Genomic DNA, 13,261 nt, shown 5'->3' with positions numbered 1-13,261 from the left:
GGATCACTCTCGCGGGAGAAGGTCGGCCGCTCCCTGTTCGAGCAGCCGATGGGCCGCAGACATGCCGATATCGCGGATCGCGTGCATCGGGTCTGCACCATCGGCAGCACTTGCTCCGTTGCCACTGCCGTTCCGACGAATATACCCCCCGTTCAGGGACTCCGTGACGTCGAGTCCGATCCGACCGGTCCCGTTCGGGTCGTAGACGGCGCTGCGAACGCGGATGCTGTCGCCCGTCACCTGTGCGTGAGCGGCCATCGGCGCCTGGCATCCGGAGTCCAATCCGGCCAGGATCGCGCGCTCCACGGTCACCGCGATGCGAGTGTCCTCGTCATCCAGCTCGGCGAGAGCCGCCAGAAGCTCGGCCGGCGCATCCGTCCGCGTCTCGACCGCCAGCGCGCCCTGTCCCGGCGCGGTCGGCCATTCCGCCAGTCCCAGGTACTCGCGCTGCAAGGTCGATTCCGAGCCGAGTCGGCTCAGCCCGGCGGCGGCCAGGATCACGGCGTCCAGTTCGCCCGAGGCGACGCGCTCCAGACGCGAGTCCACGTTCCCGCGGATGTCGACGATCTCGGCGTGCGGCGCACGGCGGCGCACCTGCGCGATGCGTCGCGGAGAACCCGTGCCGACCTTCGCACCACGCGGCAGCTGGTGCAGCGGCGTGCCGTCGCGGGTGATCGCCACGTCGCGCGCATCCGCCCGCACCGGGGTGGCGGCGATCACGAAGCCGTCGGGCTGCTCGGTCGGAAGGTCCTTCAGGGAGTGCACCAGGATGTCGCACTCCCCCGCCGCGAGCGCCTCGCGCAGCCGGTTGGCGAAGACGCCGGTCCCGCCGATCACGGAGAGGGATGCCCGGTTCGTGTCCCCCTCGGAGACGATCGGCACGAGTTCCACGGGGCGGCCGGCGACCTTCGCGAGGGCGTCGGCCACGTGCCCGGACTGCGCCTGCGCGAGCGCACTGCGGCGGGTGCCGAGACGGATCGGGGCGGTCACTGCAGCACGTCGGCGATCTCGTCGAGCCGCAGGCGGCGCCCGGTGTAGAAGGGCACCTCCTCCTTCACGTAGCGGCGGGCCTCGGTGTAGCGCAGGTCGCGCATCAGATCGACCAGCTCGGTCGGATCGTCGGCCTCGAGCGGCAGCAGCCACTCGTAGTCGCCGAGCGCGAAGGCCGCGACCGTGTTCGCGGTGACGCCCCGGTGCGCGGCGCCCTTGCGTCCGTGATCGGCGAGCATGCGGCGACGGTCGTCGTCGGAGGCCAGGTACCACTCGGGCGTGCGCACGAACGGGTACAGGCACAGCCAGCCCTTGGCGGGAACGCCGCGCAGGAACCCGGGCACGTGCGCGCGGTTGAACTCGGCGTCGCGATGGATGCCCATCACGTTCCACACCGGCAGCAGCGGGCGCAGCAGGTCGGTGCGGCGCAGCCGGCGCAGCGCGCGCTGCAGCTCTTCTGCGGTGTCGCCGTGCAGCCACACCATCAGGTCGGCGTCGGCCTTCAGCCCGCTGACGTCGTAGAAGCCGCGCACCGCGACGCCTGACGCCTCGATGTCGGCGACGATGGTCTCCAGCTCGACGGCATCCGTGGCCGTCACCGGCGAGGCGGGGTTCCGTCCCCAGACGGCCCACAGGGTGAAACCTGCGGCGGCGGATTCGGAGGGGGTCACATCACGAGCTTCCGGCATGCCTCCAGTCTGCCCCCTTCCGCGGGGCAGGGCGTAACCGCCGGAGCGCCGACCCGGACTACCGCGAGATCGCGCGGGCGATCACCCAGACCAGCCCGCCGACGACGGCGGCGGCGCCCGTCACGGCGGCGGCCGCCCCGATCGGGTTGCGCTGGGCGAAGGCGCGGGCCCTGCGGATGCCGCGCTGCGACGCCTGCTCGACCCGGCGGGGCACGTTGCCCTTGATCTCGATCGCGGCCAGTGCCGCCTTCAGCTCGGCGCGAGCGGATGCCACCGGATCGACGATCCCCGACGGGACCACGGTGCGCGACAGCGGGGTGCCCGGCAGCGGGGTGCGGTTGGGTTCAGCGGTGGTCATCGTCGGACTCCTTCATCAGCCGGACGTCGGTGGCGATGGCCTGCCCCGGGTTCTCGCGCTTCACGACCTTGCGGAAGCGCAGCACGCCCAGCACCGCGAACACCGCGATCGCCAGGAGCAGAAAGACGAACACGGCGAGCGCGGCCAGCCAGGCCGGCCACCACGAGGCCAGGCCGATGATGCCGAAGGCGAGCAGCACCGGGATCGCCCAGAACAACAGGAACAGCACGATGACGAACCACAGGCTGCCCATGCCGGCATCCTTCGCCGTGCGCGACACCCACGCCTTGGCGGCGTTGATCTCGGCGGTGACGAGATTGCGCACCAGCTCGGGCAGGTCGCCCAGCAGCGTCAGCAGGCTGTCATCGGCTCGGTCGCGGTATCCGCGGGTCATATCACTCCGCCTCTGACGTCGTCTTCTTCGCAGCGCCCGAGGCCTTCGCCGTGCTCTTGCGCGCGGCGGGCCTGCTCGCCGCGGGCTGCGTCGCTGCCGTGGTCGTGTCGGCCTGCTCGACGCCGCGGGCGGTGGCGTCGGATGCGGCGTCGACGACATCTCCGGCGGCCTGCTTGACCGCATCCACGCCCGAGTTGAACCGCTGCTCGGCCGTCCCGGCGTTCGAGACCGCCTTGACCACCTTGACAGCGCCGGTCCACAGGGCGCCGGGCACGGCGGCCGCCTGGGCCTTGGCGATCTCCTGCACGCGGACGACCTGCTTCTGCACCGGATCGAGGTGCCACAGCTTCAGCCACTGCGTCTTGATCTGCTCGTAGCGCTCGCGCCCCGCGCGCGTGCCGAGCACGTATCCGGCGCCGAGCCCGACGACGAGTCCGATCTTCCCCTTCATGGGAGCCTCCTGACCTTGTTGCGGCGTCTTCGCCAGAGGCGGAACCGTCTTGCCCCCGAACGATCGTGTTCCAGGGTAGTCGCATATTCCCGATTCGGCATCTACCCTTGCGCGCACCGCGGTGCTGGAGTATGGCGGTGTCTGTCAGCGCGCCCAGAGCAGCTGCCCGCGCAGCCGTTCGGCCTCGGCGATCGCCTCCGGCACGACCTGCGCCAGTCCGGTGCCCGACAGCCACGCGCCCACCACTGCCAGCCGCGGCGTCTCGCGCACGCGCTCGCGGACCGCCGCACGACGTGCGGCCGCCCCGATCAGCGAGGTCGGCTGGGACTGCACGAAGCGCGCCCGATGGGCGGCGCGCAGCTGCTCGGGCCGCAGCGTGACACCGAGCAGGGCGGATGCCTCGGACAGGGCCAGCCGGGCGGCCGCAGCGTCGTCGAGCGAAGCGGTCGCCGCGTCCTCCCCCTGCGCACCGAAGGAGACCCGCACGATGTGCCGGCCGGCGGCGGCCCTGCGCAGCCAGCCCCACTTCGCCGTGGAGTGCGTGAGGGCCTTGGCCGTGCGGCTGCCCGGCACCGTCAGCACGCCGCTGCCTCGCGGGGCGGAGTCGAGCTCCGGAGCATCCAGCAGCAGCGTGACGATCTCGATCTCCGGTGCGGCGCCCGGGTCGCTCAATCCCGCGAGATGAGGTGCGAGCAGCTCGCGTGCAGCGGGTTCGGCAGTCGCCACCACCACGGCCGTCGCCGCCAGCGGGTCGGATGCGGGCGGCTCCTGGGGTGCCGACGGCGGGGTCGCAGACGGCAGCTCGCCCTCCGCGTCAGGCGCAGGCGCAGCCCCGGCGGCATCCGCAGCGCTCGCAGCCAGCTCGACCGTCCATCCCTCCCCGTCGCGTGCCAGTCGCACGGCACGGGAGCCGGTGCGCACGTCGCCGCCGAGCTTCTCCAGGTCGGCGCGGAGGGCGTCGACGAGACGGCCCATGCCGCCGTCGATTCCGAGCACGGCGGCTCCCGGCGCCTTGCCTGCCCGCTCGCCCTGCAGGCTGAGCACGGCGCCGCTGAGCGATCCGACCCGGGTGAGAGCAGCGCTCAGCCCCGGGGCGGCCGCGTCGACGTCGACGTCTTCGGGCTGCGCCGAGTAGACGCCGGCTGTGACGGGGGCGACCAGGCGGTCGCGCACGCGCGCGCCCATCCGCGTGGTGACGAGCTTGCCGAGGCTGCGCTCGTGGCCGATGGTCAGCGGCGGGCGCAGCCGATCGAGGTGCGCGCGCCAGGCACCGCGCCAGCCGATGATCGCGCGGACGTCCTCCTGGAACGGATTGCCCGGGATGCCGAGCAGTCCGCCCTTCGGCAGCGGGGCATCCGGGGCGTCCGGGATGCCGCTCAGCCAGGCACCGCCGCCTTCCGGAGCGACGACCGCGTCGGAGAGGCCGAGGTCGTCGACCAGCGTGCGCACATGACCGCCGCGGGTGGCGAAGCTCTCGGCACCGGCGTCGACGACGATGCCGTCGAGTTCGGCGGAGCGGATGCTGCCGCCCAGCTGCGCCTCGGCCTCGAGCAGGGTCACTCGGATGCCGAGCTTCGCGCACTCACGCGCTGCGACGAGTCCGCCGATGCCGCCGCCGATCACGACGACGTGCTGTTCGGCGGCGCGGGCGGCGAGGTCGGCCGGATGCTCGGAGCTCATGGATCCATCATTTCATCCGGTTCTCGGGCGTCGCCCTGGCGCCGGGATCTCAGAGCTCGCCGTGGGCGAGGCGCACGATGCGGGTCAGCTGGTCGGGATCGGTCTCGGGCGGGACGCCGTGTCCGAGATTGAGGATGTGCCCCCTCGCGCCGCGTCCGCGAGCGATCACGTCGCGCACATGCCCCGCGAGCACCGGCCACGGGGCCTGCAGCAGCGCGGGATCGATGTTCCCCTGCACGGCGACGTCGGGTCCGAGCGCGGCGACCGCGTCGTCCAGCGGCATCCGCCAGTCCACCCCGACGGCGGATGCTGCGCCGTCGAGCTTCATATCCGCCAGGAACGGGCCAGTGCCGACGCCGAAGTGGATGCTGGGCACGCCGATCCCGTCCAATGCGGCGTGCGAGTGCGGCGCGACGTGCGCGCGGTAGTCGGCCGGGCTGAGTGACCCGGCCCAGGAGTCGAACAGCTGCACGACCGATGCCCCGGCGTCGCGCTGGATCTCGAGGAACCGCCTCGAGACGCGGGAGAGCCAGCCGGCCAGCTGCGCCCAGGACTCCGGGTCGGCGTGCATCATCGCGCGGGCGCGCAGATGCTCCTTGGACGGGCCGCCCTCGATCAGGTACGCGGCCAGCGTGAACGGCGCCCCGGCGAAGCCGATCAGCGGGGTCTCGCCCAGCTCGGTCGTGACGATGCGCACCGCCTCGGCGATGGCGGTGCCGTCGAGGTCGGCGGGGTCGATCGCGGTGATGCGCGCCACGTCGCCGGCGGTGCGCACGGGGTTCGCGAACACCGGTCCGCGGCCGGGCTCGATCTCCACCTCGACGCCGGCCAGGCGCAGCGGGATCACGATGTCGCTGAAGAACACCGCGGCGTCCACGCCGTGCCTGCGCACCGGCTGCAGGGTGATCTCGGCTGCGAGGTCGGGGGTGAGGCAGGCATCCAGCATCCGCGTGCCGACCCGCAGCTCGCGGTACTCGGGCAGCGACCGCCCCGCCTGCCGCATGAACCAGACGGGGGTTCGCTCGACGGTCTCACCGGCGAGCGCGCGCATCAGATCACTCATGCTCCGATTCTTCCAGCGCAGGCTATGCACGCGGTCAGCGACGCTTCGACAGGCTCAGCGACCCAGGCACGCGGGCACCGCCTCGGAGGTCGTCCATAGCGACGAGGCGTACTCTGTCAGCGTGCTGCTCTGCGTCACGGCGAGTCACAAGACCGCCACCTTCGACCTGCTCGAACGCCTCAGCCGCAACCCCGACACCGTCGCCCCGACCCTGGTCGAAGCCGGCGCGCAGGGAGCCGTCGTGCTCGCCACCTGCAACCGCTTCGAGACCTACGTCGAGACCGACGGGTTCGACGCGGGTGCGGTGCTGAATGTCGTCGCGCAGGCCACCGGCATCCCCTCCGCCGACCTCGACGGCTCGTACCGCGTGATCGAGGACCGTCGCGTCGCCGAGCACCTGTTCGCGGTGGCATCCGGTCTGGAATCCGTCGTCTCGGGCGAGGGCGAGATCGCGGGTCAGGTGCGGCGCGCGCTCACCAGCGCCCGCAAGCAGGGCACCACCTCGCCCGCGCTCGAGCGCCTCTTCCAGCGCGCCAGCCAGGCGCAGCGCAAGGTGAAGAACGTTACGGCGCTGCAGCGCGCCGGCCGCTCCCTGGTGCGGCTCTCGCTGGAGCTCGCCGACAGCCGGATCGCCGACTGGGACGCCGAGCGGGTGCTGCTGGTCGGTACCGGCGCCTACGCCGCGGTCACGCTCGCCACGCTGCGCGAGCGCGGCGCGTCCGACATCTCGGTCTACTCGCCCTCGGGGCGGGCCGAGCTGTTCGCCAAGAAGCACGGCATCCGCGCTGTGCTCGCCGACGACTATGCCGCGGTCGCGCGGCGCTCGTCTCTGCTGATCACCTGCACGACCGCCACCGAGCCGGTGCTGGGCCCGGCGCAGCTGGAGCGGCCGGCGGGCGGTGCCGCCTCCGTCGGCTCAGCCACCCAGGTGACCTGCCCTGTCGCACATTCGTCATCGCAGCTGGTGATCGATCTGGGGATGCCGCGCAATGTCGATCCCGCCGTCGCCCAGCTGGAGGGCGTCGCGCTGCTGGATCTTGAGACCATCCGCCTGCACGCGCCGCTCGAGGAGCTGCAGGCGACGGATGCCGCTCGCGCTATCGTGCGCGAGGCGGCCGAGGACTTCCACACGGTGGGCTCCCGCGCCGCCGTGACGCCTGGTGTCGTGGCGCTGCGCACGCACATCTTCGGTCTGCTCGAGGCCGAGATCGAGCGTGCACGGAACCGTGGCGACGAGGACGGGCTGGTCGAGCAGGCCATGCGGCACCTGGCCGGCGTGCTGCTGCACACCCCGACCGCCCGCGCCCACGAGCTGGCCGCCGACGGTCGCGGCGACGAGTTCCTCTCCGCGCTGCAGACGCTGTACGGGCTGGTTCCGGATGCCGCGGGCGCGACGTCATCGGCATCCGAGATCGCCTGACCGCCGGACCTCTGCCTTTCGGTGCCCTGGCCCGTGGCCGTGCGCTTCCCGCGGAGAAGTGCTCCTGCCGCGGAGGATTTCCCGGATTCTCTCCGCGCGAAGCGCACATCTCCGCGGCAGGCGCACACGACGATGGTCTCGGCAGGCGACACTGGATGCATGCCGCCGAGATCGCGGCTGTCAACGGCGACCCGCATGTCAGAACGCAATCGTCGGCTTCGGCAGCCGCCACTACCGCTACCCCACCGGCACCGAGGGCGACATGCCGCTGCTGGCATTCGCGCCGCGCAGGGCGGCATCGACGATCTACCTGGAGTCGACGGCCACCCACGCCGACGAACTCGCCGCCCTCGGGCCGCACACCACCGGCGTCGGATGCCTGTACATCAAAGACCTCGACGAGATAGATCTCCGGCTGACCGCTCACTGCCCGGAACTGTAGACCCGCGTCGTCCCACGCACCGGGCGGGCGGCCAGCACGATCGCGAGCACGCCGAGGAATCCGACCGCGCAGACCCCGAGGAAGCCGAGCAGGCTGAGAATTCCGACAAGCGCGTTCTGATCGACCGCCTCGATGGGACCCATCAGCAGTCCCACGCTCAGCAGCCGCATGGCCACGACAGCGGCCAGCGCCCACAGCGGAGCCCACCTCCACGCATGCGGAATCACTCCGATCCGGCCGATCTGCACCACGGCGATCAGCGCCAATCCCAGCGAGACGACCTCGGTGCTGATCCCGACCATCCCGATCAGCTGCGCCCCGGCGTTCCCGTCGACCATGTCGCCCATCGGGTTCGACGGCACGATGAGCTCCTGCAGCAGCGGCGCGGCCGGCAGCCACACCGCGAGAGCGATCAGCGCGACCGTGCCGAGTGGTCGTCGCGCGGTGACGCTGCCCGATGCGCCGAGTCCGATCGCGAAGACGACCAGTCCGGCCGTGAAGAGCAGGTCGGGCACGAACTCGAAGCCGCCGGCGCCGGGCACGGAGGTCGCCCACAGGTGCAGCAGAGCGGATGCCGTCAGCAGCCCGCCGCCGAGCATCCAGGTGCGCCTGCGTGACGCAGCATCCGAGACACCTGCATCCACATCGACCATGCCCGCCACCCTACCCGCGGGCGCCGTCGCGCATCCGAAAGAACGCGTCAGCCGCGAGCGACGCGCTCTGCCTCTTTGGCGGCGACGATCTTGCGCAGACCCGAGCTGGAGAAGCGGTGGTTGCGGCTGTTGAAGTACAGCTCGATGCCGGCTTCCTCGCAGTACTCGCGGCCGGTGAAGTCGCGGTTCTCGTACTCGTCGCCGACGATGCGCACGTCGAGCTTGAAGGAGCGCAGGATGTCCTCGAGATCCTGCTCGGTGGAGTACGGGACGATCTCGTCGACGTACTCGCAGCCGCGCAGCTGGATGTAGCGCTCCACGACGGTCTGCGTCGGGGCGTTCTTCTCGGGGCGGTCGAGCGTCGGATCCATCTGCAGGCCGCAGATCAGATAGTCGCACTGCCGCTTGGCCTCGGCGAGCATCATGATGTGCCCGGCGTGCAGCAGATCGAAGGTCGAGAACGTGATCCCGATCCGCGGTCCGGGGTTGTAGTCCTGGTGCTTCTTCACAGCGGTATCCGTCATCCTGCATCCCTTCGCCGCGCCCCCACAGCGCATCACAAGGATTCTATCGGGCGTGGATGCGCACACACCTCCCCGCCCACGCACCCGCAGGTACGATGCCAGCATGCCGACCACGCTCGACCCCGGCGCCCCCGTGCGCTTCGGCGCCAATTACACGCCGTCGAAGGACTGGATGCACTCGTGGCTGTCTCTGAACCTGGACGACGTCCGCCGCGACTTCGCCGGTCTGGCAGAGCTGGGTCTGGATCATGTGCGCATCTTCCCGCTGTGGCCAGTGCTGCAGCCCAACCGCACGCTGATCCGCGAGCAGGCCGTCGCCGATGTGCGCGCCGTGGTGGATGCTGCGGCCGAGTTCGACTTGGACGCCAGCGTGGACGTGATCCAGGGGCACCTGTCGAGTTTCGACTTCATCCCGTCCTGGCTGTACACCTGGCACGACAAGAACATGTTCACGCACCCGGAGGCGCTCAGCGGTCAGGCGGCTCTGGTCGAGCGGCTGGGTGCGGCGCTGGCGGATGCCGACAGCTTCCTGGGCTTCACGACCGGCAATGAGACCAACCAGTTCTCGGCCTCGGTGCACCCGTCGCCGTGGCCGCTGACCACCGCTGACGCCGAGAACTGGATCACGACGCTGCTGGATGCCGCAGAGCGCAGCGCCCCCGATCGGCAGCATGTGCACAGCGAGTACGACGTGGCCTGGTACCTGGATGGCCATGCGTTCACGCCGGCCCTCGCCGCACGGCTGGGGGCGATGACGACCGTGCATTCCTGGATCTTCAACGGCACCGCACAGCGCTACGGAGGGCGCTCCACGGCATCCGATCGTCACGCCGAGTACCTGATCGAGCTCTCTCGCGCGTTCGCGACCGACCCCGGACGCGTCACCTGGCTGCAGGAAGTGGGGGCGCCGTCGAACTGTCTTGCGGATGCCGAGACTCCGGACTTCCTGGAGGCGACGGTGCGCAGCGCCGTGCGCACCGAGAACCTGTGGGGCATCACCTGGTGGTGCTCCCACGACGTGAGCAGGGCGCTGGCCGACTTCCCCGAGCTGGAGTACTCGCTGGGGCTGATCGAGAACGGCGGTGCCGCGAAATCCATCGGCCGTCGCTTCGCCGAGATCATCCCCGAGCTGCGCGAGCGCCGTCCCGCCCCGGCGCGCACGCTGGGCATCGTCATCGAGGTGGACGAGACGGACCTCCCCGTCAGCCGCGCCGCGATGAGTCCCGGCGGCGCGATCTTCCAGAGTTGGGTGGACGCGTGCGAGGCGGGTGCGGATCCGGCTTTCATCACCTCGACGGATGCCGCGGATGCCGCCATGCTCGCGAACCGGGGCATCACCGAGCTGATCCGCCCCGACCTGGCCACCGGATCGCGCACCTACGCGTCGAGCAACACCGTCGTCGGCCCCTCCGCCTCCGCCTGAATCGCAAGGAGCGCCACCGTGCACGAAGAGACCTCGCTCACCGTCGGCCGCGTGAACCGCGTCCTCACCGAGCGCGTCCGTCCCGCCATCCACTCCGTCCGAGTGCCGCTGGAGATCTCCGCGCACGCACTGCCCGGCGAGCCGATCACTCCCGCCGAGGGCCTCGCACTGGAGTACCAGCCGTTCGAGGCCGGCAGCATGTGGGGCCCCGCCTGGGGCACGACGTGGTTCCGCGTGCGCGGTGAGGTCCCGGCCGAATGGGCCGGCAAGCGCGTCGAGGCGATCATCGACCTCGGCTTCGACATCAACATGACCGGGTTCCAGTGCGAGGCTCTCGCCTACCGCCCCGACGGCACGCCGCTGAAGAGCATCAACCCGCGAAACCAGTGGCTGCCGATCGATGCCGCCGCCGGACATGCGGTGGAGTTCTACCTGGAGGGCGCCTCGAACCCGGTGCTGCTGGACTACCACCCGTTCCTGCCGACGCAGGAGGGCGACATCCGCACCTCCTCCCCCGAGCCGCTGTATCGCGTGCGGCACATGGATCTGGCCGTGTTCGAGGAGGCGGTGTTCGACCTGTCCCTCGACCTGGAGGTGCTGCTCGAACTGCAGGCCGAGCTGCCCGAGACCTCGCCCCGGCGCATGCGCATCCTGCAGGCGCTCGACGACGCGCTCGACGTGCTCGACCTGCAGCGCATCGTCGAGACCGCGCCCCTCGCCAGCCAGCAGCTCGCCGATGTGCTCGCCGCGCCGGCGGATGCCAGTGCCCACCGCATCGCCGCGATCGGCCACGCGCACATCGACTCAGCCTGGCTGTGGCCGGTGCGCGAGACGATCCGCAAGGTGGCTCGCACCACGTCGTCCATGACCACGCTGATCGACGAGCAGCCCGAGTTCCTGTACGGCATGTCCAGTGCGCAGCAGTACGCCTGGATCAAGGAGCACCGCCCCGAGGTCTTCGCCCGGGTGAAGGATGCCGTGGCCGCCGGGCGCTTCCTGCCGCTGGGCGGCATGTGGGTCGAGTCCGACACGGTCATGCCCACCGGCGAGTCGCTGGTGCGCCAGTTCTCGTACGGCCAGCGCTTCTTCGAGCGCGAGTTCGGCATCCGCTCCAAGGGCGTCTGGCTGCCCGACAGCTTCGGCTACTCGCCCGCCCTGCCGCAGCTGATGCGCCGGGCCGGCTTCGAGTGGTTCTTCACGCAGAAGATCTCGTGGAACCAGCGCAACGTGTTCCCGCACCACTCGTTCCTGTGGGAGGGCATCGACGGCTCGCGCATGTTCACGCACTTCCCGCCGATGGACACCTACAACTCCCAGCTGAGCGGGATGGAGGTCGCCAAGGCCTCCCGCCAGTTCAAGGAGAACCGGGTCGCCACCATGTCGATAGCGCCGGTCGGCTGGGGCGACGGCGGCGGCGGCACGACCCGCGAGATGACCGGCAAGGCCGCGCGCATGGCGTCGCTGGAGGGCGCCGCGCAGGTCGAGTGGAAGCATCCGGATGCCTTCTTCGACGACGCCAAGGCCGAGCTGACCGACCCCGCGGTCTGGGTCGGCGAGCTGTATCTGGAGCTGCATCGCGGTACCCTCACCAGCCAGCACGCCACCAAGGCGCTGCACCGCTGGGCCGAGCAGGCGCTGATCGAGGCCGAGCTGTGGGCGACGACAGCATCCGTCCGGCTCGGCTCCGAGTACCCCCACGACGAACTGGACCGGCTGTGGCAGCTGGTGCTGCTGCACGAGTTCCACGACATCCTGCCCGGCACGTCGATCGCGTGGGTGCACCGCGAGGCTGTCGAGGTGCTCTCGGATGTGCTGTCGGATGCTGAGAAGCTGTCGACCGCGGCACGTCAGGCGCTGGCGGGCGAGGGCGAGCGCGAACTGGTGTTCACGCCGACCTCCGTCGGCGGCGGGCAGGCGCTCGGTGCGGCGTTCGTCGACGGTTCCCCGGTCATTGAGCGAGCCGCAGGCGAGACGAAACGCGTTGAGCGCCCTTCGACTCGCTCCGCTCGCTCAGGACCCGCTACGCGAGTCGGAGCGACCCTCACCGAGGCGCCTGACGGTTTCATCCTCTCCAACGACCTCGTCACCGTCACGATCTCGCCCGAGGGCCTGATCGCCTCGGCGATCGACACGGCATCCGGCCGCGAGACGATCCCTGCCGGAAAGCCCGCCAACCTGTTCCAGCTGCACCAGGACTTCCCGAACATGTGGGATGCCTGGGACATCGACCGGTACTACAAGAACCGGGTCGAGGATCTCACCGCGGTGTCGTCGATCGAGGCATCCGTCGTGGACGGCACCGCCGTCGTGACGGTGAAGCGCGCGTTCTCCGAATCCGAGATCACGCAGACGATCATGCTGCCCCCGGGCTCGCGCACGGTGCTGCTGCGCTGCGACATCGACTGGCACGAGACCGAGAAGCTCCTCAAGCTCGCCTTCCCGCTCGACCTGTTCGCCCGCGAGACCCTGGCCGAGACGCAGTTCGGCTTCCAGCGCCGGGTGACGCACGTGAACACCAGCTGGGAGGCCGCGAAGTTCGAGACCTCGATGCACCGTTTCGTGCTCGCGCAGGAGGATGACGGCTTCGGCGTCGCGCTGGTGAACGACTCGATCTACGGCTACGACACCAGCCGCGACGTGGACGGCGACGACGTCACCACCACCATCCGCCTGTCCCTGCTGCGCGCGCCGCGGTTCCCCGACCCCGACACGGATCACGGCCACCACGAGATCGAGGTCGGTCTGGTGATCGGAGCGGATGCCGAGATCGCCACCGCCGAGGGCATCCGCCTGAACGCTCCCGCACACGTGGTGCGCGGCGGGAACGAGGTCGAGCCGCTGGTCTCGGCGACCGGCAAGGGCATCGTCGTCTCGAGCGTGAAGCTGGCCGACGACCGCTCGGGCGACGTGATCGTGCGCGTGTACGAGTCGCTGGGCCGCCGCACGCGCGGCGCACTGGACGTCGGGTTCGAGCACAGCGGCATCCGCGAGGTGAGCCTGATCGAGGACGAACTGGAGTCGCCGCGCACCGGCGGTGAGCTCACGCTGCACCCGTTCGAGGTGCGCACGCTGCGCATCGCGCGCGACTGAGCCGCAGCACCCGCTCCCCTCTCCCTGAGTGACGCTGCCCGGAACAGGAGAACAGCCGAGAACCGGAAGATTCTCGCCGGAATT

Annotated in this window: 13 protein-coding genes; 4 read left to right on the top strand and 9 right to left on the bottom strand. The window is 70.7% G+C overall.

Annotated features, from left to right (window positions below; translation table 11 throughout):
* Nucleotides 1-3: 3 nt before the first annotated feature.
* The 7 genes from hemC to hemE form a co-directional block, all read right to left on the bottom strand.
* Nucleotides 4-990 carry a hydroxymethylbilane synthase gene (gene hemC / locus Q9R19_RS10540; RefSeq protein ID WP_311256340.1) on the bottom strand — a complete coding sequence of 329 codons (987 nt, stop codon included), beginning with the start codon at nt 988-990 and terminating at the stop codon, nt 4-6.
* A complete protein-coding gene (gene hemQ / locus Q9R19_RS10535) occupies nt 987-1,679 on the bottom strand; it encodes a hydrogen peroxide-dependent heme synthase (protein WP_311256339.1) in 693 nt (230 codons plus the stop codon). Before hemQ ends, hemC begins: the two co-directional genes overlap by 4 nt.
* A gap of 58 nt (nt 1,680-1,737) precedes the next feature.
* A complete protein-coding gene (locus Q9R19_RS10530) occupies nt 1,738-2,037 on the bottom strand; it encodes a hypothetical protein (RefSeq protein ID WP_311256338.1) in 300 nt (99 codons plus the stop codon).
* Nucleotides 2,024-2,431 carry a phage holin family protein gene (locus Q9R19_RS10525; RefSeq protein ID WP_311256337.1) on the bottom strand — a complete coding sequence of 136 codons (408 nt, stop codon included), beginning with the start codon at nt 2,429-2,431 and terminating at the stop codon, nt 2,024-2,026. Before Q9R19_RS10525 ends, Q9R19_RS10530 begins: the two co-directional genes overlap by 14 nt.
* Nucleotide 2,432: 1 nt before the next feature.
* Nucleotides 2,433-2,882 (bottom strand): hypothetical protein, encoded by a 450-nt coding sequence (locus Q9R19_RS10520; RefSeq protein WP_311256336.1) that lies wholly within the window; start codon nt 2,880-2,882, stop codon nt 2,433-2,435.
* 144 nt (nt 2,883-3,026) lie between these two features.
* Nucleotides 3,027-4,562 carry an FAD-dependent oxidoreductase gene (locus tag Q9R19_RS10515; RefSeq protein ID WP_311256335.1) on the bottom strand — a complete coding sequence of 512 codons (1,536 nt, stop codon included), beginning with the start codon at nt 4,560-4,562 and terminating at the stop codon, nt 3,027-3,029.
* 49 nt (nt 4,563-4,611) lie between these two features.
* Nucleotides 4,612-5,625, bottom strand: a complete 1,014-nt coding sequence (hemE, locus tag Q9R19_RS10510) for a uroporphyrinogen decarboxylase (protein WP_311256334.1) — start codon at nt 5,623-5,625, stop codon at nt 4,612-4,614.
* A gap of 121 nt (nt 5,626-5,746) precedes the next feature.
* Between hemE and Q9R19_RS10505 the strand changes: the two genes are divergently transcribed.
* Both Q9R19_RS10505 and Q9R19_RS10500 read left to right on the top strand, forming a co-directional pair.
* Nucleotides 5,747-7,045 (top strand): glutamyl-tRNA reductase, encoded by a 1,299-nt coding sequence (locus tag Q9R19_RS10505; protein ID WP_311256333.1) that lies wholly within the window; start codon nt 5,747-5,749, stop codon nt 7,043-7,045.
* Nucleotides 7,046-7,307: 262 nt separating this feature from the next.
* Nucleotides 7,308-7,487, top strand: coding sequence for a hypothetical protein (locus Q9R19_RS10500; protein WP_311256332.1), 180 nt, complete (start codon nt 7,308-7,310; stop codon nt 7,485-7,487).
* Here the strand turns inward: Q9R19_RS10500 and Q9R19_RS10495 are convergent.
* Both Q9R19_RS10495 and Q9R19_RS10490 read right to left on the bottom strand, forming a co-directional pair.
* On the bottom strand, nt 7,469-8,140 hold the full coding sequence (locus tag Q9R19_RS10495; RefSeq protein ID WP_311256331.1) for a hypothetical protein: 672 nt from the start codon (nt 8,138-8,140) through the stop codon (nt 7,469-7,471). The two genes, Q9R19_RS10500 and Q9R19_RS10495, sit on opposite strands and share 19 nt — an antisense overlap.
* A gap of 47 nt (nt 8,141-8,187) precedes the next feature.
* Nucleotides 8,188-8,664: an adenylyltransferase/cytidyltransferase family protein gene (locus tag Q9R19_RS10490; protein WP_311256330.1), complete on the bottom strand. Its 477-nt coding sequence runs from the start codon at nt 8,662-8,664 to the stop codon at nt 8,188-8,190.
* A gap of 103 nt (nt 8,665-8,767) precedes the next feature.
* On the opposite strand from Q9R19_RS10490, the gene Q9R19_RS10485 reads away from it, so the two are divergent.
* Both Q9R19_RS10485 and Q9R19_RS10480 read left to right on the top strand, forming a co-directional pair.
* Nucleotides 8,768-10,087 (top strand): glycosyl hydrolase, encoded by a 1,320-nt coding sequence (locus tag Q9R19_RS10485; protein WP_311256329.1) that lies wholly within the window; start codon nt 8,768-8,770, stop codon nt 10,085-10,087.
* Nucleotides 10,088-10,105: 18 nt separating this feature from the next.
* Nucleotides 10,106-13,177 carry a glycoside hydrolase family 38 C-terminal domain-containing protein gene (locus Q9R19_RS10480; RefSeq protein WP_311256328.1) on the top strand — a complete coding sequence of 1,024 codons (3,072 nt, stop codon included), beginning with the start codon at nt 10,106-10,108 and terminating at the stop codon, nt 13,175-13,177.
* Nucleotides 13,178-13,261 lie beyond the last annotated feature (84 nt).

This window comes from Microbacterium sp. ARD32, from assembly GCF_031844385.1.
Taxonomy (GTDB): Bacteria; Actinomycetota; Actinomycetes; order Actinomycetales; family Microbacteriaceae; genus Microbacterium.
This window is presented reverse-complemented; position numbering and strand designations above follow the sequence as displayed.

Excerpts from the sequence above, each read along its gene's own strand:
- Q9R19_RS10525 (WP_311256337.1), bottom strand. The coding sequence starts at position 2,431 with ATGACCCGCGGATACCGCGACCGAGCCGATGACAGCCTGCTGACGCTG.
- Q9R19_RS10485 (WP_311256329.1), top strand. The coding sequence starts at position 8,768 with ATGCCGACCACGCTCGACCCCGGCGCCCCCGTGCGCTTCGGCGCCAAT.
- Q9R19_RS10530 (WP_311256338.1), bottom strand. The coding sequence starts at position 2,037 with ATGACCACCGCTGAACCCAACCGCACCCCGCTGCCGGGCACCCCGCTG.
- Q9R19_RS10500 (WP_311256332.1), top strand. The coding sequence starts at position 7,308 with ATGCCGCTGCTGGCATTCGCGCCGCGCAGGGCGGCATCGACGATCTAC.
- Q9R19_RS10495 (WP_311256331.1), bottom strand. The coding sequence starts at position 8,140 with ATGGTCGATGTGGATGCAGGTGTCTCGGATGCTGCGTCACGCAGGCGC.
- Q9R19_RS10490 (WP_311256330.1), bottom strand. The coding sequence starts at position 8,664 with ATGACGGATACCGCTGTGAAGAAGCACCAGGACTACAACCCCGGACCG.
- Q9R19_RS10520 (WP_311256336.1), bottom strand. The coding sequence starts at position 2,882 with ATGAAGGGGAAGATCGGACTCGTCGTCGGGCTCGGCGCCGGATACGTG.
- Q9R19_RS10515 (WP_311256335.1), bottom strand. The coding sequence starts at position 4,562 with ATGAGCTCCGAGCATCCGGCCGACCTCGCCGCCCGCGCCGCCGAACAG.
- hemE (WP_311256334.1), bottom strand. The coding sequence starts at position 5,625 with ATGAGTGATCTGATGCGCGCGCTCGCCGGTGAGACCGTCGAGCGAACC.
- hemQ (WP_311256339.1), bottom strand. The coding sequence starts at position 1,679 with ATGCCGGAAGCTCGTGATGTGACCCCCTCCGAATCCGCCGCCGCAGGT.